The sequence below is a fragment of the Salegentibacter mishustinae genome (assembly GCF_002900095.1).
GTDB lineage: Bacteria > Bacteroidota > Bacteroidia > Flavobacteriales > Flavobacteriaceae > Salegentibacter > Salegentibacter mishustinae.
Window position 1 is genome coordinate 22,876 of sequence record NZ_LLKN01000002.1, and the last position, 16,940, is coordinate 39,815.

Annotated in this window: 16 protein-coding genes; all 16 read right to left on the reverse strand. The window is 37.0% G+C overall.

What is annotated here, in order from left to right; translation table 11 throughout:
• Positions 1 to 40: 40 nt before the first annotated feature.
• Positions 41 to 1,204 carry a PQQ-dependent sugar dehydrogenase gene (locus APB85_RS03055; RefSeq protein WP_198036139.1) on the reverse strand — a complete coding sequence of 388 codons (1,164 nt, stop codon included), beginning with the start codon at positions 1,202 to 1,204 and terminating at the stop codon, positions 41 to 43.
• A gap of 249 nt (positions 1,205 to 1,453) precedes the next feature.
• Positions 1,454 to 2,521 carry a PepSY-associated TM helix domain-containing protein gene (locus APB85_RS03060; protein WP_013073433.1) on the reverse strand — a complete coding sequence of 356 codons (1,068 nt, stop codon included), beginning with the start codon at positions 2,519 to 2,521 and terminating at the stop codon, positions 1,454 to 1,456.
• A gap of 72 nt (positions 2,522 to 2,593) precedes the next feature.
• A complete protein-coding gene (locus APB85_RS03065) occupies positions 2,594 to 4,978 on the reverse strand; it encodes a TonB-dependent receptor (RefSeq protein ID WP_041579150.1) in 2,385 nt (794 codons plus the stop codon).
• Between the two features lie 331 nt (positions 4,979 to 5,309).
• Positions 5,310 to 5,834 (reverse strand): sigma-70 family RNA polymerase sigma factor, encoded by a 525-nt coding sequence (locus tag APB85_RS03070; RefSeq protein WP_013073435.1) that lies wholly within the window; start codon positions 5,832 to 5,834, stop codon positions 5,310 to 5,312.
• A 426-nt stretch (positions 5,835 to 6,260) separates the two neighbouring features.
• On the reverse strand, positions 6,261 to 7,514 hold the full coding sequence (locus APB85_RS03075; protein WP_037317188.1) for a hypothetical protein: 1,254 nt from the start codon (positions 7,512 to 7,514) through the stop codon (positions 6,261 to 6,263).
• Complete coding sequence (locus APB85_RS03080) at positions 7,486 to 7,923, reverse strand: QcrA and Rieske domain-containing protein (RefSeq protein WP_013073437.1); 438 nt, start codon at positions 7,921 to 7,923, stop codon at positions 7,486 to 7,488. Before APB85_RS03080 ends, APB85_RS03075 begins: the two co-directional genes overlap by 29 nt.
• Complete coding sequence (locus tag APB85_RS03085) at positions 7,920 to 9,128, reverse strand: di-heme oxidoredictase family protein (protein ID WP_013073438.1); 1,209 nt, start codon at positions 9,126 to 9,128, stop codon at positions 7,920 to 7,922. The genes APB85_RS03080 and APB85_RS03085 overlap by 4 nt, the downstream gene beginning before the upstream one ends.
• A gap of 886 nt (positions 9,129 to 10,014) precedes the next feature.
• Positions 10,015 to 10,836, reverse strand: coding sequence for a universal stress protein (locus tag APB85_RS03090; RefSeq protein ID WP_013073440.1), 822 nt, complete (start codon positions 10,834 to 10,836; stop codon positions 10,015 to 10,017).
• A 57-nt stretch (positions 10,837 to 10,893) separates the two neighbouring features.
• Complete coding sequence (locus tag APB85_RS03095; protein ID WP_008615606.1) at positions 10,894 to 11,250, reverse strand: SpoIIAA family protein; 357 nt, start codon at positions 11,248 to 11,250, stop codon at positions 10,894 to 10,896.
• Positions 11,251 to 11,268: 18 nt separating this feature from the next.
• Positions 11,269 to 11,445 carry a hypothetical protein gene (locus APB85_RS17265; protein WP_013073441.1) on the reverse strand — a complete coding sequence of 59 codons (177 nt, stop codon included), beginning with the start codon at positions 11,443 to 11,445 and terminating at the stop codon, positions 11,269 to 11,271.
• Positions 11,446 to 11,454: 9 nt separating this feature from the next.
• Positions 11,455 to 12,771 carry an APC family permease gene (locus APB85_RS03100; protein WP_013073442.1) on the reverse strand — a complete coding sequence of 439 codons (1,317 nt, stop codon included), beginning with the start codon at positions 12,769 to 12,771 and terminating at the stop codon, positions 11,455 to 11,457.
• An 18-nt stretch (positions 12,772 to 12,789) separates the two neighbouring features.
• Positions 12,790 to 12,975, reverse strand: a complete 186-nt coding sequence (locus APB85_RS03105; RefSeq protein WP_013073443.1) for a hypothetical protein — start codon at positions 12,973 to 12,975, stop codon at positions 12,790 to 12,792.
• A gap of 3 nt (positions 12,976 to 12,978) precedes the next feature.
• Positions 12,979 to 13,977: a sodium:calcium antiporter gene (locus APB85_RS03110; protein WP_013073444.1), complete on the reverse strand. Its 999-nt coding sequence runs from the start codon at positions 13,975 to 13,977 to the stop codon at positions 12,979 to 12,981.
• Positions 13,978 to 13,979: 2 nt separating this feature from the next.
• Positions 13,980 to 14,660, reverse strand: coding sequence for a lipoprotein signal peptidase (locus APB85_RS03115; RefSeq protein WP_041579156.1), 681 nt, complete (start codon positions 14,658 to 14,660; stop codon positions 13,980 to 13,982).
• Positions 14,661 to 14,705: 45 nt separating this feature from the next.
• The gene (locus APB85_RS03120; protein WP_217806691.1) at positions 14,706 to 15,497 is read right to left on the reverse strand and encodes a cation transporter; all 792 of its coding nucleotides are present in this window, start codon (positions 15,495 to 15,497) and stop codon (positions 14,706 to 14,708) included.
• A 10-nt stretch (positions 15,498 to 15,507) separates the two neighbouring features.
• Positions 15,508 to 16,857, reverse strand: coding sequence for a Na+/H+ antiporter NhaA (gene nhaA / locus APB85_RS03125; protein WP_057482990.1), 1,350 nt, complete (start codon positions 16,855 to 16,857; stop codon positions 15,508 to 15,510).
• Positions 16,858 to 16,940 lie beyond the last annotated feature (83 nt).

Consider the following 16,940-nt stretch of genomic DNA (forward strand, 5'->3'; position numbering starts at 1 on the left):
CAGGCTGGCTTTACTATTTCAGAGTTCAGTAAATCGATTATTAGTTATACGATACTCGGTAAATTACGCCATTGGTATCATCACTAACTAAAAGCGATCCATCGGGCAATTCTACCAAACCGGCTAACCTGGCGAATCGGGAAGTACCTTCCTCCATTAAAAAACCTTTTACAAAATCTTCAGCCTTTACAGGCTTCCCATTTTCGAAAGTTACTTTCATTATTTTGTGTCCGGAAGCTGGCCGTCTATTCCAGGATCCCCGAAAAGTTACCAGGGCAGTATTTTTATATTCCGAGGGAAACATTTTCCCTCTGTAAAACTTTAAATTCATTGGAGCGCTATGGGCTGTAAATAACATCTCCGGTTCTGTAGCTTTCTGCGCGTATTCTTTCCAGGTCATTTTTGGCGGTTCATCTGCCTTATTATATTTACCATCGTCGTAGATATACGGCCACCCATAATCAGCTCCCTCAGTGATACGATTTAATTCTTCTTTTTGTTCATCATCTCCCAGCCAGTCAATTCCGCTATCCATCCCAAAAAGTTCCCCCGTCTCAGGATGCCAGTCAAAACCAATGGTATTTCGCAGTCCCGATGCAAATATGGTTCTATTGCTCCCATCAGCATTAGTCCGTACTATAGTGGCATTTTCTTCCCGTGTTTCATCACAGGCGTTGCAGGTGCTTCCAATCGATATATATAGCATCCCATCTGGGCCAAAACCAATCGTGCGGTTGGGGTGCTGACCACCATCTGGTAGGTTCCCTATAATCTTTTCCAGTTCTCCAATAGTACCATCTTCTTTTAACTGTGCCCTGAAAACATCATTTACCGTAACAAGGTAAAACATATCTTCATGAAAAGCTACCCCATGCGCTCCTTCTTTAGTTACTACCGTTTGTTGATGGTCAGGTTTCCCGTCATCATTAGTATCCTTAAGCATCACTACGTCTCCCTCCCTTCGAGAAACATATATATTTCCCTGGGGGCTTACAGCCATCATTCTGGGTTCTCCCAGATTATCTGCGAATTTTTCTATTTTAAACCCCTGCGGTAATTGAAGTTGCGATATCCTCTCTTCGGTGGCCCCAACCATCTTAGGTTTATAAATATGTCCCGTAATATTTTCTGAAATAAGGCTATCCTTCTTTTGTGCCATGATTATACTCGTTGAAAGAAGGAGAAACAGTAAAGCTTTTTTCATAAGTGATTGATTTTCAAAATTTAAACTCATTAAAAATATAACATATGGTTTCGATGGATTGTTAATACATGGTTAAATGAAACTTATTTTTTTCATCATATAAGATTCTAATTGAGCTGTTCGACAGAGGAAAAAAAAATTTAAAACCAACTATATCCGCCTGTCCGGCTAGCAGTACCGTGGCGAAGCTATCGGGGAATTTTTAAGATTAAAAGTTTAAAAAAATTGAAACTAAACACCTGTTCGACGTTATCTTACCGTTCTAAAATAATAAAATCTGAGACCGGTAATAAATAATATTAGGGGGACAAACCCGGAGATAAAAACTAAAATTCTCCCCAGCATGCCTGCCATTTCTCCAATATGAATCGGATAAAATTGTGCTGCTATCTGTTCGCTAACCGGGTCGTCGTTAAAGGATGAGGAATAAATGGTATTACTATTATTATCTAATTTTAATTCCCTGGTTTTTCTTAGACCGGGGTTTATAAATCGGTTTTTGATATATCTAAATTGATACACTTCATTTCCATCTTGAGGAAAATAAATTGCCCGGAGTGCATATTGGTTGTCTGGAGTCTCCAATAAGTGCAGTATATCGATCCCGGTACCTGCTTCAATCTTTTTTTCAGGTTGTTTATTGCCTATAAAACCATCTATTAACTTCAAACCATCCTTATAGTAGCTGTTATAAGTAAAATATCCACCAGAAAAGGCCATTACAGCCAAAGGAAGGGAAAAAAATATTCCAAGTGACTTATGTACATCGTAGTTAAATCTTTTTCTATTTCGTTTCCATTTAATTTTAATTCCCTTTTTAAAATTTGATTTATACTTTTTCCACCATAGAAATAAACCGGAGGTAAGAAGAAACAAGAAAAATATAATAGCACTACTACCTACAATGTATTTGCCAATCTTAGGAATTCCAAGGCTTCGATGGATCTTCAACAAATCTTCAAACAATTTTATGGAAGCTGATTTTTTTCCTAAAGGTACTCCCGTCTCCGGGTGATAATAAAGGGTTTGACCATTCTTATAAATAATGGAAACCGTCTCCTGCTCTCGATAAGGTAGGAATATCTTTGCTATAGTATCTTTCTGACTCCTATAAAGTTCTGAGGAAGTTTTTAATAATGTCTTTTCCGAAAGAGTATTAGTAGATTCCCTTTGTAGTAAGCGTTGATTTAAGGCCGACGTTATTTCCGGCTGCCATACATACATGGAACCAGTAAGACCTGAAATGGATGCCAAAACCCCACATGTTATTCCTAAAAAAAGATGTACTTTCTTAACTATGTTTGAAAATGCTTTCAAGCAATAAATTTTAGTGTAAAATGGTAGTCGTTACTTCTGAATATCAATTCTTAATAACGACTACCACCCCTTTTAAAAATTATAAGTTACACCAAGACGGGCATTCGCTCCCTCCCCAGCTGTAGTAAAAGACCTTAATGGCGCCGCCCATTGAGATCTTGCCGGTAAATAATACTCATTAAGAAGGTTATTGATACCCAAGAAAACATCAATATTACTCTTAATTTGGTAGGTGGCCGTTAGATTTACCAGGGTATATCCATTTACAGGAAATTCCGTATGCCTAAAAGCATAATTTCCTTCCCCATCCTGAAAAGGAGAAAACCTGTTTCGATCTCCTAAACTCATAACATTCAATGAAGTATTAAACTGTTCTGTTGGCTTCCAGGTAACATAAGCCGTTAATTTTGGAGCAGAAATGACATCACCACCAACATAACTTAAATTATTTTCATCATCGTTTGGGTTTTTAAGCCCTTCCACATACGAATAAGAAGTCCCAATAAGTAGTTTATTGCTTGGGAGAGCATAATCTATTGCTACCTCTCCACCGAATATTTTCTGAGGTTGTTCAGAAGGTATAAACGAGTTTAGTTCATCACTAAATACAACACCAGTACCTAAATTAGAGGTACTGTAGTATCCTACAGCCTCTAAACGAAAATTATTAAATTTTGAAATAAACCCGAATTCATAGTTATTGGTAACTGCGGGCTCCAGTTGAATGTTGTCTATACTTTCAGCTCTTGCAGATCTTAAAATAGAACCTAAATCAGCTATGGAGAAACCCTGGGAATAACTAATGTAGGGAATGAATTCCTGATGTTCAATATACCGGACTCCCATATTAAATGCCAGATTATCGAACGCCAACTCTCCGCCCTGAACGGAGACCGAAGGATTAAAGTTACCATCTCCTTTAGGTGAATAGGGAAGTGTATTATAATTGGCAATATCCATTTTTAAATCATCGTATCGTAATCCAGCTTTAAAGGCCCATTTTTTATCTAGTTTTAAAGTGGTTTGTAAATACGGTGCTACGCTCATCAGTTCGATATTCGGCACCCAAAGCCTTCCATCTAACAGCCCCTGATTAGTCTTATCCCTTAAAAGATCCAGTCCATAGATCAGAGATATATTCATATCGCCATACAAATTGAACTGAGTATTAAAATTAGGTCTTAAGCCATACTTTTCTGAATTGATCACGGATTGCCCTCCGTCTTCGAATTTATCAGAATAAAAGAAAATACTTTTGGCTTTGGAATAATATAGATCGGTTTCAAAATCTGTGGTACCGGAGAAAATATTATTTAAATTGTATTTTAACCTCCCATTTATCAATTCGGAACCAGTTGGTTCCTGTCCAGGAATTGATCCTTCGATACCATAACCCGGTTCTAAAGAGTAATCCCCTTGGTCATTAAACACCTGAATATTTGCAAAAACCGGAATAAAAGGAGAATCCTGAAGTGATTTATAAAGATTCCCGTTAATGGTTATTTTTTGATTAGAAGAAAGGAGATATTCCAGTTTTCCATACGTGCTGTAAATATCGGTATTATCTAATCCATAAGTAGGAAGTAAGGGAATCCCTTCAGCATCGTATTTATTCCCGGTATGTTCTATACTTCCGCTTATATAGTAACTAAACTTATTAAATTGTCCGGAAAAGGATTGATATACCCCATATCCCAAGGCATCTTGGCTATTGGAAAGTTGGGAGGTTCCCCAAATATCAGTAGTGCCGCTCAATTTTTCTGAAGTGGTTGGATTTTTGGTGATATAATTGATAAAGCCTCCACTACCACCATTTCCAAATATTGAAGTAGCTCCTTTGATTACTTCAACTCTGCTTATATCGTTAGGATTAATACTTTTAATTCCCAATTGTCCATTACGTAGCGGGGTGGATTGAGGGATTCCATCTACCATAACGAGTAATGACCTACCTCTTAATGTTTGTCCCCAATTGGAAAATGTTCCTGTGCTTACAGCAAGACCGGGCACTGTATATGCTAGAATCTCGTTAATATTGGAGGAGATTTTAGTAAATTCCCGCAGCTTTTCTGAGTTCACCACAGTAACAGAAGCTGGAATTTCTGAAAGATATTCCGGGTTCCTGCTTGCAGAAATCACCACTTCATCCAAACTTCCATACGTATCCTGAAGGTTCACACTATAGGTTGTTAAGGAATCTCGTCCAATTTCTATAATTTGCTCTATAGTTTGATAACCCAACATTTTGACCGTTACCTTCCAGTTTCCAGGGGGAACCTCCTGGAGTTTATAAAACCCGTCAAAATTTGTAGTAGTTCCTTTTTGTAATTCCTCGATATAAATAGAGGCACCGGCAATAGGTTCATTTGTTTCATTTTTTATTTCCCCTTTTAATCCTGATTGGGAGAAAGCAGAGAGGCTTAAGGCCATTAAGGCGAGAAAAGTAATGTGTTTCATTATTCTTATTTAGATTTATTAAAAATAAATGCAAATATAGAAGCCTCTTTTAATTACACCAAGAAAATTTGATTTTTTTCAATGGAGTGGAGTGGAGTGATCACAGCCCTCTTGAAGATAATTGGTAGATTATTTTTTGATTTAATATAATGATTAAAAGCAATTTTTTACTCAAAAAGGATTGGCATAAAAAATATGATATTGGGAAACAACTAAAGTTACCATTCTATCCCTTTCTCAGTTTTTAATCGTTTCATTATGAAATGCTAAAATCCTATTATTTAACAATACCTGTTATCTGCGATGGATTTGTGGGCGGATGTATTTTTAATTATGATTTACAAATAGAGCAATTGGATTCTCCAATTAATTTGCCATCTTTATCAAACTCGTATTTACAACATTCATTGAATTTTTGTTTTAAAATATCTTTAGCTCTTCGTGTTCTAGCCTTGACATTTGTAAGACTTATTTCTAAGATTTCAGCCGCTTCCTTTTGTTTTAGTCCTTTGATATAAATCAATTCAATTATCTTTTTATAAATATCTGGTAGTTCATATACGAATTTATCAAAACAGCATATTGACTGATATTTTTCTAAAGCAGTTTCATTCTGTAAATTAACACTCGGTAAATAAACAGATTCTTTATTGAAGTAGTTTGCTATCTCGTTTCGAGCAATTTGAAAAATCCAGGCTCTTACTTTTTCATCATTCTCAAGTTGATGTAATTTTTTATGGATTTTTAAAAATGTATTTTGAAAAATATCATTTGTAGCACTTTCATTTTTTACTTTTTTGAGAATAAAGAAGAATAACTCTTCATTGAAATTGTGCCAAACTTTTTGAGTCTCCATAGTTCAAAAATAAATAAAGGTTAGCTTTTAAACCAACCTTTATTCAATTCAGCAACAATCGCATTTACCACATTCACATTTTGTACAAGGGCAATTGTTATCTAAACAATTTATGCAATTACATTTAGTGCAATCACAATTAGTACATTTACAATCATTCATACTTATAAATTTTATTGTTTACTACGGAGACCTTTAATTTTCTAAAAAGATACATTTAAATTGAATTTTCTTTTAAAATATGGCTGCAGACTCATGTTAAGCATTTTATTGACTAAGCTTTGCGCCTGGAACATTTTCTCCAACTTCTCTAAAAAACTGAGAAATTTTAAGCCTTCTGCTTCGTAATATTGTAATTATCCGAAAGATAAACTAATCATGCTACCCCGAGCAGCCCACTCCATTAGTTAAAAAAGCATATCATTCTTAAAAATAGGTGCTAAAACCTAGGTACCAGGTGGCCGTTTTTGTGGCTGGATTATTTAAAATGTCATTCTGCCACTGATAACGATAATTCAACCTTAAAACCGTTGCAGGTGACGGTCTAAAACTTATGGAAGGAGTAACCGCAATTAAATCATCCCCTATATTTGTATTAGTTTGAGTGAAGTTACCAATATTAAAATCAACATAATCTGTCCGAGCGGAGACGTTTAAGGATGCATTTTCCCAACCGAACATTTTCTTTTGCAACACTGGTTGAACTACATCCAGAAAAAATCCTGCTTGTTTATTTCCAAACTGTTGCGTAAATGTTTTTGGCACATCCACCCACACATAAGCGCCTTCTCCAACAATATAAGTGCCGGTTGATTCAATAGTAGTGCTAAGATCAATAGCGAAGACATCCACCCTCCTATTCTTTTCATCTATCTGTAGTCCATCTTCCATTACACGATTGTATGTACCGCCCATATAAGAAAAACCAACCTCACCTATATTTCTATTTCCTATAGCGAGTTTTGTAGTAATTAAAGGGTCACCGCTGAAATTTTCTTCAAAACGCTCTTCATTTTCTTTAACGGATGAAAGAGAGGTTCGATCTTTTGAATTATTAATTATACTATTGTCAAATCCATTTGAGAGGTATGCTTCATATCCGATAATCCAATCTCCAGTATTTGTTTTACCATACATTCCAAAACCTGCATTAGAAAAAGTGGCGGGTAGTAATTTTACTGCCACATCAGGTCTTTCTACAAACTCCCATTTAGGACCATCGTGATTTTGATTAAAAGCACCGATTGGATTCAAGATTATTCCACCTCGTAAATTGAGAAGAGGATCAAAGGAGATATCCATAGCAGCAAATTCTATGGCAATCTCTTTACCTCCCTCTTCAAACTCTACTTCCGTTAAAAATTTAATTCTTTTGTTAATTGAGGCAGACAGAAATAATGTTAAACGTCGTGCTTGAAAAGATAATCCTTCTGTCAATCCATCTTCCACTGCATATATCGAATTGGCTTCAAGATATCCCCCAATAGATACCGGAGCTTTATTTATTGTTAGAGCTGGTCGATTGTATACCGCATCCATGTTAAGTTGAGTATCTGTTGTATCTGACTTCGTTCTTTTAAGTATATCATCCTCGTTTTGGGCTATTAAATTTCCACTGAGGGTGAACAATATTAAGGTAATGATCAAATAATTAGGAGAATAAAATATAGATGTTTTCATCGTCTGTTTTCGTTGGAAATGTTTTTAGTTTTTGTTCAGCAGGTCCTTGTAATACGGTTCCTTCATTGGAAAATTGGCTTCCATGGCAAGGACAACTATAGATACCCCCACCAACATTAAGCTCGCACCCTCGATGAGTGCATTTTAGTAAGGAAGCTATATAGTCTTCACCAACTTTATATAGACAAATAGGGAATCTGTATTTGTTATTTTGTATAAGGACAAACTCTCTTTTAGACACCTTGTTATTTTTTTCAAGAATAAACTCATGCTTCGCTATGGTTAACTTATCTACCTCTTCCTTTGCTGTAGCATAGTAAATTCCACTGCATGAATGTAAAAAACCTAAACTTGGTATTGTTATAGCAACAGAGGAAAGGGTTTGGATAAATTTTTTTCTTTTCATCATAATGAATTTATAAATTCAAGTAGTTGCTTTTTTTCCTGATTCGATAGGGCATTGAACTCATCCCTTGAATTTTTGGCTTCACCGCCATGCATCAAAATGGCTTCCTCAATACTTCTTGCCCTGCCATCATGTAAAAGAAACAAACCTCCTCCTTGTGAGTTTTCAGAAAGGCCAATTCCCCATAGCGGAGGGGTTCTCCATTCGGATGTTTCAGCAAAACCTTCGGTATATCCATCGTCCAGACCAGGACCCATATCATGAAGTAGTAAATCTGTATAGGGATGAAATCCTTTATTAGATAGTGCTTCGATAGGCGAATATCCCGTTTTCATGCTTGGGGTATGGCAGGCAGCACATTGAATTCGGGAAAAAATTTGTTTGCCAGATACAACATCAGGATCATTTTGATTTCGAGGTATCGGAGCTTTTAAGGTTTTTAAATAAAAAACCACCTCGTTAACTACCTGAGTACTGATTTCCGGGTCCTCTTCCAGCCCGCTATAAGGATCTATAGGTTCAAATAATGATGTAATACCTATATCTTGATTATACGCACCTACTGTTTGATGCAATAAGTCATAACTAATTGCCTTTTTACCAAACCTAAAAATATATTTACCTCCACGTGAAATACTATTTGGCCGAATTTGAACATATTCAGGAGGATATGCGAAATGAGCTCTACCACTTATTCCGTCGCCATTCTCATCATAAGGATCGGCTAGAGAAAGTATACTTTCATCTGGAACAGCATCCAAAAAACCTAATCCTGTGACCGCAGGCGCAACCAAGGTTGTGAAGGGTGCTCCTGGAGGTAGCTTTTCAGGCTGAAACCCCTGAATTGCTTTATTCTGTAATTGATTTTTACCATCCCCAAAGTCTGCAAAAGGATTTCCTAAAGTATCACTTTGACCGAATCTTATAAATTGATTAAACGGGTGACCTTTACCATCCCCAGAATGACAACTAACACAGCTAGTACCTACGAAAACGGGGCCGAGTCCAGTTTCTGCGGTAAATACTTCATCATTGAACGCTATATCCCCATTCAAGAACTGAATCTGCTCTTCAACTGATAATCCTTCTACAGGGCCATCAAGAAGTTCATTTTCCTTTGGAGGAACAGGACCATATTCATCAGCTAATTTTTCACAGGATGTAAAAAAAGCGATAAAAATAATTAGACTTAACCATTCTATTTTCATTACCTAAAATATTATTTAGACAAATCTAAAATTTATTTTTTAATAATCTAAATATTGAAAGTTATTATCTTAAGAATATATTTTTAAAGTTGTAGGAATATATAGTATTAAGCTTCTTAAAAGATTTACCAACGGCGAAAACCTCGTTTGTACGTTTAAAGTTTCTAACTTGGAAGCTTTGTATTTACTCCTATGAGACAGCCTACCTATTAGGAGTATTATGAAGGTTCTCAATAATATGAGTATAATTCTGGTCGCCCCTCCTTTAGAAGTACTTGAATTGAAATACCAGAGAACTCCCGATTCCTTATATTACAGGGAATCGGTTTTTAATTGAAGTATTTTGTTTACAAAAGGTCAATTTTCTACGCCTCTTAAAACTTCAACTTTTAAAAAGAAAAATAATGAATTCCATAGAATCATTAGATTAAGAAAAAGTTGGTAGGTAAACATTTTTAAATAATCAGGGCTTATGAATAAAGTCTTTTAAGACAAAAAAATACAATAAAAATGATGCAATGACCAAAAGGATTAATGAAAAAATTCCAAAAAGCTTTTCTTTTTTAGTTATTTTATTCCGGGAAGATTTTTGACCCTTCTTCTTTCTTCTATTTCTCCTATATTTTGACATTTTTCTTCTACACTTTCTTTTGGGTAAATTGCAAACTTATCGCTTTAAAAAGGGTTTATTCCCTCTAATTAGATAAAAATTCATTGTACTGTAGTCTTACAATTGCCTTAATTTAGGGCACCTAGGATACCATAGGAATATTTCACAAATAATTCTGTGGTCTTACTGAAGGTATGAAGCTCAGGAATTCAGTTAATTTCTAAAAAATAGTGACTTCATAAACTTAAAAATGCAGATTTGTTTTCAATCCTACTATCATTTTAAAATAAGTACAGGAACTTCTGATTTGAAAATCATTTTCCGTCTCAGCCCCAGTTCAGTTAGTTTTTCTATAAAGGCATGTTTCCTGTAAAGTAGCGCCAAAATATCTATGGCATTATCTTTCAAAAAACCGGTTATTTTATCTTCAGTTTTCCCTTCGGAAAAAAGGTGAACAGAAATATTCTGTAGATTAAAAAACTCCTCATAATAGTTTTTTATCTCCTGTTCTTTAATAACTTCATCTTTACTTTTAGCAAAATGAAATATAAAAAGGCGCGCGTTAAATGCCTTTAATAGATCAGCCAGAACCTTTAGTTCCCTATCAGGTTTCAGATTATCTGAATCCAGCGCCAGACAAATTCTTTTTAAACCAAAAGTTTCTAAATCTTCAGGTACAACCAGCACAGGGCAGGGTACATCCTTGCTCACTTTTTCACTGGTAGTTCCTGCAAGGTAACCTTCTACCTCACCTGCACCTTCTGTCCCCATAATTATCAAACCTGCTTTTTCTTCTGTTGCTAATTGATAAATTATATCTGAAGGTCTTCCTGGGGCTACCATACTCTTATATTTTATTGTCGCCAGACGTGGAAAATTTTCGAGAAATTCCAGCATTTTTTCTTTGTACAATTTCTGATAAGAACTAAAGTTGTCGGGAACCGGATAAACTATAGCCCCGTATCCGGCATATTGATAACCTTCAGAATAGGCATGAACAAAGATAATTTCTGAATTTAAAGATTCGGCCACCTTTATGGCATACTCAACTCCAATTTTGGAACTTTGACTAAAATCAATCGGAACTATTATTTTCATGGTTTTTTAATTTTAATTATACATTCAGTTTTTCAATTAATTGTTTAAATAAAAGCTTTATTGTTTAATCCACTTTTTGGCAATCTCCTTTTCCTCTAAGTCAAAATATTTTACTTCAGCATTGGTAAAAGGTTTCATGAACTTTGTAATCCAGTCCTGCCATTTTTTATCACCTACCATGGCGATTTTTTCATAATCTTTTGCGTGGGCAGTATCCATTTTTAGATCTTCCCACAGGCCTGGAAAATCCCAGCCGGTAAAATTCTCCATTTCAAAATACCAGCGTACGTTTAATCCTTTGTCCAAAATAGCATGAATAATGGGATGTACCTTCTCAATATCCATTTCGGATAAATCTCCCGATGCTCTGGTTGCAATAATATTATCTCCTGAAATCTCTATAATTTGTAACATATCTATTTTTATTAATTATTAACCGCCTAAATCGTAAAACCATTCTTCAGCTTTCATAATTCCTTCTTTTATGGCATTTCCCTTAGTATAATTCTTTTCTATAACCAGACTTTTAGCAATTTCCAGGGCTTTTTGCTTCACTGCAGGATGGAGGCCATCCAAACTGGTTTTAAATTCTTCAAAGGTCCATTCCATAGCTTCATTTTAATGGTTGAACAGTTCTTTTTCTTTTTCGGGATCCATCTCATTCTTTGACTTTTTGTCCAAAAAATAATCCAGCACGATGCCCACTATAATTGCTCCCACAAAAGCAACATACACCTGCCAGTTAAACTGAACTACCAGAGACAGGCTAATAATTATGGCCAAAATGGGTAGGATAGGTACTTTCCCTATGGAAAGGGGAACTTTAAAAGGTCTTTCTTTGTCAGGTGCTTTATAACGCAAAACGATGAGTGCAATATTCACAGCTACAAAAACGAGTAACGCCCCTAAAGAGGACATTCCTGCGACAATTTTAATATCTCCCAATAACAAAAATGCCGCTACCGCAGCCATAACCACCAGTGTAGTTACCCAGGGTACTTTCTGTGCATTGGTCTTGGTCATAAATTTTGGAAGCTCGCCCACGCTTGCCATACCGAAAAGCAACCTGCTAATGGAAATAATGCCACTAAAAGCCGCATTAGCCGTAGCAAAAAGTGCCGCAACTGCCAGGGCTACGGGCAACCAGGAATTTAAATTTGAAGCGGCCAGCGACAATGGGGAATTTACCTTTGCTATTTCTGCGGGGTCACTTATATTGAGTACCGTAAAAGATATTAGTAGGTATATAATTGTGGTAAACACCATTGTCAATAAAAATGCCCTCGGAATCGTCTTGCCCGGATTTTTTACCTCGGAACCCAATGCTGCCATATGCTCAAAGCCGGTATAAACAAAAAATAAGGTAGCAGTCGCTGCCAGGGTGCCGGAAAAGGACTCCACTTTAAAAAATTCTGATTTTGGTGGTCCTGTTTCCAAAAGTCCGACCGCAATAAGAATAAACAATCCCAATAGCTGAATACTGACCATAATGATATTGGCGGTAGATGATTTTTTGATGCCCGTAATGCTTATAAATGCAAGAATCAGTAGCACAGCATAGCTAACCAGTAAGGAAGGGATGTTAAAAAACGTATTGAAATACCCTGAAAAAGCAAGTAGCACCGCGGCGATGGTGGCCGAACTGTGAAATGCAATCGTCCAACCTGTTAGAAAAGATGGAATGTCGATTTTTGGAAAAGCTTTCCGTACAAAAATGAATTCTGCACCGGCATTAGGATAGGTAGAGGACAGCTCTGCATACGACATTGCCGAGACACTGGCCGCAATGGCGGCAAAAATAAAACTCAACCAAAGGTCTGTTCCCGCCTGTCCAGCGGCTGCACCAATTACAGTATATATTCCAGCACCAACAATGGTACCTACACCATAAAAAGTAAGGCGAAGAGTACCCAGAGATTTTTTTAATTCTGCCATAATACTATTAGTAATATATTATCCATTTCTATCTAAATTCCTTTTTTCCATCTCTGCCTTTACGATGCCACGCTCAATAGCCTCTTCTTTTGAACAATTTTTGTTCAAATAGAAATCCCTTGCATATTTTAATGCTACTGCTCTAATATTTTCATCCAGCACATTAAGCCTCTCCTGGTAATCCTTAAATAAATCCTCCTTCATTTTTTAAAATAGTTTTAGAACAAAAAACACCATAGTTAAAAGATATACAATATACGCTGCATCGAAAACGAATATCTGCCATCTGCTGAACCCGTGAAGTTCCTTGCTTTGATGGACAAATACTGAATATAAAAGCGGCATCAGTCCTACAAAAGCCAGGTTGACCCAAAACAACTGGAAATCTTCGATTGGGGTCGTTACCAGTGCCAGGGGGAAAAATGCCACTGTCATGGTAACGGCATTATCTGCAATCACACTGGTGGTACCCGCAGTCACTTCACCTCCCTTTACCACACTCCATGTTTTGAATATTTCAGGGGCGGTAGTCATAATTCCGGTGATAAACAACCCTCCAACAATTTCGGAAATATTCAGTGCCGAAACAATATTTTCGGTAGCTTTTACAATAAAAAAAGCCCCCACGGCTATGGCCAGGGCCCCTGCAACCGAAAGCCATATTTTCTTTTTATCCCATTCTACCTTCTGACCCTTTTCCCTGCCTTTTATAATGGCATGCGTTAAAAAAGCCGCATAGGCAGCCAGCATGATCCACCCATCAATGGGTTGTAATCCACGCCAGGCTTTGGGAAGCGTTAATATAGCCACCAACCCGATAATTACCAGATAGGGGATAGATAATACCGAGACGGAACGTTTGTTCAGGGCCAGCAGGTTGGCATCCAAATGTTTTTGATGCTCCTTATTGTTTTTAAACTTTCTTCTGGAAGCAAAGTATGCAATGGTTACCATGAGCGGAATGGAAATGATATTGGAACCAAGCAAATTCCCCAACCCGATATCAGATACCCCACGGGCGGCGCTCGTAATATTTATCGCCACTTCAGGGCTCGCTGTTACAATAGCCAGGAAAGCTGCCCCTGCAGAAGCAGTAAGCCCCCATTGTTTGCGCAGCATCTTTAAAGGGGTAAGGAGTTGATCAGCACCCCAATGGGCAGCCCAAGCTGCCAATCCCAATACTACTACCCAAAGCCAAGCGTTCATAACTAATCGATTTTTATAATTGTCCTGTTACTTTCAGTATATTTCAACTTTTTCTTATCCGATATTTTCTGGTCTTTTTTTTGTTGGCTTTGAAAGATCAGGAGTAAAATCACTCCCGTGCTAATCCAAACATCTGCGGTATTGAATACAGGGTCGAAAAAAGTAAATTCATTACCTCCCCATAATGGCAGCCATTCCGGAAGCCTTGTATCAATAATAGGGAAGTACCACATATCCACCACATTGCCATTTAAAAATCCGGCATAACCACCGCCTGAGGAGAATATTTCTGCAATATTGCGAAGTGCGGGATCACTTTTTTCAAAAATCAGTCCGTAAAATGCACCGTCAATCAAATTGCCCAATGCACCTGCGTATATAAATGCGGCACAGATTATAAAGACTTTTGCATATCCTTCACGTATCATCTTTTTGATATAAAAGGTCCCCCAAATAACGGCTACGAAGCGAAATAGTATTAAAACAAATTTGGCCAGATAACCTTCGCCAAATTTAAAGCCCCAGGCCATGCCGGCATTCTCCAAAAAATGTAAGCGAAACCAATCCAGGCCAAACACAAAATATTCCTCGCCATAATAAAAATGGGTCTTCACATAAATCTTTATGGCCTGGTCTATTACCAACAACAGTAAAATTAATAATGCTACACTACTTTTATTCATAATTTCCTTATTCTTGCCCAACGTCTTGTGCAACATATATTTGCATTATTTAGATAATTTTAAAATTCTTATGGCGCCCCGCATTACAAACGTGAAAACGATGCCGCCAATTACCAAATCGGGCCATTTGCTATCCAGAAAATAGACCAGCACCCCGGCCAGTATCACCCCGCCGTTTACGATGATATCATTGGACGTAAAAATAGCACTGGCCTGCATATGCGCCTCCTTACTTTTGGCCTTATTTATCAACCAGAGCGAAATAAGGTTCCCCAGTAAGGCTAAAATGGAAACTATGATCATCCATTCGAACATTGGTGTTTCACTACTTGTAAAAAACCTTCTTAATACCTCTGCAAAACCAAGTGTTGCCAATGCAATTTGAAAGTAGCCGCTGAATTTTGCCACCTTCTTTTTTCTGGAAATGGCACCACCTACTGCAAATAAACTTAGCGCATATACTATCGAATCTGCCAGCATATCCAAAGAATCTGCAATTAGGCCCATAGAAGAAGAAATCCACCCCGTGGTCATTTCGATAATGAAAAAGCCGAAATTTATCCCCAGGACCCACCAAAGGATTGTTTTCTGTTTGGATTGGTCTTCTATTACGGGAGGCTCGGCTTCTTCGGTCCCCATAAATTTATCACCTAATTTTAATTCTGAAATCGAGGCTTTGATTTCCTCATTCCCTTCAAGGTGATATACTTCAAGTTTTCGATTGGGTATATCAAAATCCAAATATTTCACTTGAGCATAAGATTCCAATTTCATCCGGATCATCTGTTCTTCTGAAGGACAGTCCATTTGACTTACTATAAAAGTACTTTTGTTCATTTCTCCCATATCACTTAACTATATTTTTCCTTCCTTTATTGGAAGTTAATAAGAGAATTACCGCACCGCCAATAGCTGCAAGTAATGAAGCTATCAAAATGCTTATTTTCGAAATTTTAATCAATTCCTGATCATTAAATGCGAGATTGGTAATAAAAAGGGACATGGTAAAGCCAATTCCCGCGATCATACCAATTCCAATTATATGTTTCCAGTTTAGTGTAATATGTAATTCGGAAACTCCAAGTTTTTGCCCGATCAATGTAAAAATACCAATCCCTGTTACTTTCCCAATAGCTAATCCCAAAAGGATCCCCAGCCCTAAAGAACCGGAAACAACCTCAATTAAATTTACATCGAGCTTTACTCCCGCATTCGCGACTGCAAAAATTGGAATGATAAAGAAAGCATTGAAATCAACAAGGGAATTTTCCAGTTTGAGCAAAGGAGGCCTTGAATTCTCAGTATCTGTTTTAATAGCTTTTAAAATTATTTGTTGTTTTTTATCCTGAAGAGGATTTAATTTTTCCAGCTCTGTTTTCTCAAGATTAGTAACGTTTGTGGCGGTCCTTTCTTTTAATATTTTACTGTCTAATTTGGGCACTATTGGAATGGTAATGGCAAAAAGTACTCCCGCAATAGTTGGATGGATCCCCGAATTAAGGAAGCAATACCATAAGATGATCCCAATAATAATATACCAAATCAAATTTTTGATCCCAGTCCAATTCATTAATAATAATAACCCAAATGCCCCCATGCCCGATCCAAGGTATATCCAGCTCAACTCGTTGCTATAAAACAATGCTATCACCAATATGGCACCTATATCGTCAGCAATAGCGAGGGCTATTAAAAATGTTTTTAACTGCCTGGGGACATTTTTTCCCAGTAGGCCAATAATCCCTAGTGAATATGCGATATCGGTAGCCATAGGGATGCCCCAACCCTTTATATTTTCAGTGCCTAAATTTAGGCTAATAAAAATGAGGGCCGGAACTGCCATGCCACCTAAAGCTGCCAACAATGGGGCTGAGGCTTTTTTAATTGAAGATAATTCCCCCACCATAACCTCCCTCTTCAATTCAAGGCCGGCAACCAAAAAGAAAATTGCCATTAGGCCATCATTGATCCATTCTTCAATTGTTAGCCCAAAACTAAGATGCTCGGAAAATTCAAAAAGCAATTCATCGCCAAGAAAATGATGATAGGCACCTGCCCACTTTGAATTAGCTAAAAGAAGGGCAACTATAGTAGCAATTATTAAAAAAATCCCCCCAGCTGTTTCCCTGTCGAGGAACTTTGTTGCCGTTTCCCTGATATACCCAATAGTGGATTGATTTCGAACTGATTGCCCCATTTTATCTTATCTGTTTTTTGAGTTCATTACTTAAACCTTAATATTTCAAAAAGCTCAGTAGCGTCTTAATTTTTAAGAACTTA

Bases quoted from the DNA above. Each gene is read 5' to 3' on its own strand.
- APB85_RS03055 (WP_198036139.1), bottom strand. From the start codon at position 1,204: ATGAAAAAAGCTTTACTGTTTCTCCTTCTTTCAACGAGTATAATCATG.
- APB85_RS03065 (WP_041579150.1), bottom strand. From the start codon at position 4,978: ATGAAACACATTACTTTTCTCGCCTTAATGGCCTTAAGCCTCTCTGCT.
- APB85_RS03070 (WP_013073435.1), bottom strand. From the start codon at position 5,834: ATGGAGACTCAAAAAGTTTGGCACAATTTCAATGAAGAGTTATTCTTC.
- APB85_RS03075 (WP_037317188.1), bottom strand. From the start codon at position 7,514: ATGAAAACATCTATATTTTATTCTCCTAATTATTTGATCATTACCTTA.
- APB85_RS03080 (WP_013073437.1), bottom strand. From the start codon at position 7,923: ATGATGAAAAGAAAAAAATTTATCCAAACCCTTTCCTCTGTTGCTATA.
- APB85_RS03085 (WP_013073438.1), bottom strand. From the start codon at position 9,128: ATGAAAATAGAATGGTTAAGTCTAATTATTTTTATCGCTTTTTTTACA.
- APB85_RS03090 (WP_013073440.1), bottom strand. From the start codon at position 10,836: ATGAAAATAATAGTTCCGATTGATTTTAGTCAAAGTTCCAAAATTGGA.
- APB85_RS03095 (WP_008615606.1), bottom strand. From the start codon at position 11,250: ATGTTACAAATTATAGAGATTTCAGGAGATAATATTATTGCAACCAGA.
- APB85_RS17265 (WP_013073441.1), bottom strand. From the start codon at position 11,445: ATGGAATGGACCTTTGAAGAATTTAAAACCAGTTTGGATGGCCTCCAT.
- APB85_RS03100 (WP_013073442.1), bottom strand. From the start codon at position 12,771: ATGGCAGAATTAAAAAAATCTCTGGGTACTCTTCGCCTTACTTTTTAT.
- APB85_RS03105 (WP_013073443.1), bottom strand. From the start codon at position 12,975: ATGAAGGAGGATTTATTTAAGGATTACCAGGAGAGGCTTAATGTGCTG.
- APB85_RS03110 (WP_013073444.1), bottom strand. From the start codon at position 13,977: ATGAACGCTTGGCTTTGGGTAGTAGTATTGGGATTGGCAGCTTGGGCT.
- APB85_RS03115 (WP_041579156.1), bottom strand. From the start codon at position 14,660: ATGAATAAAAGTAGTGTAGCATTATTAATTTTACTGTTGTTGGTAATA.
- APB85_RS03120 (WP_217806691.1), bottom strand. From the start codon at position 15,497: ATGAACAAAAGTACTTTTATAGTAAGTCAAATGGACTGTCCTTCAGAA.
- nhaA (WP_057482990.1), bottom strand. From the start codon at position 16,857: ATGGGGCAATCAGTTCGAAATCAATCCACTATTGGGTATATCAGGGAA.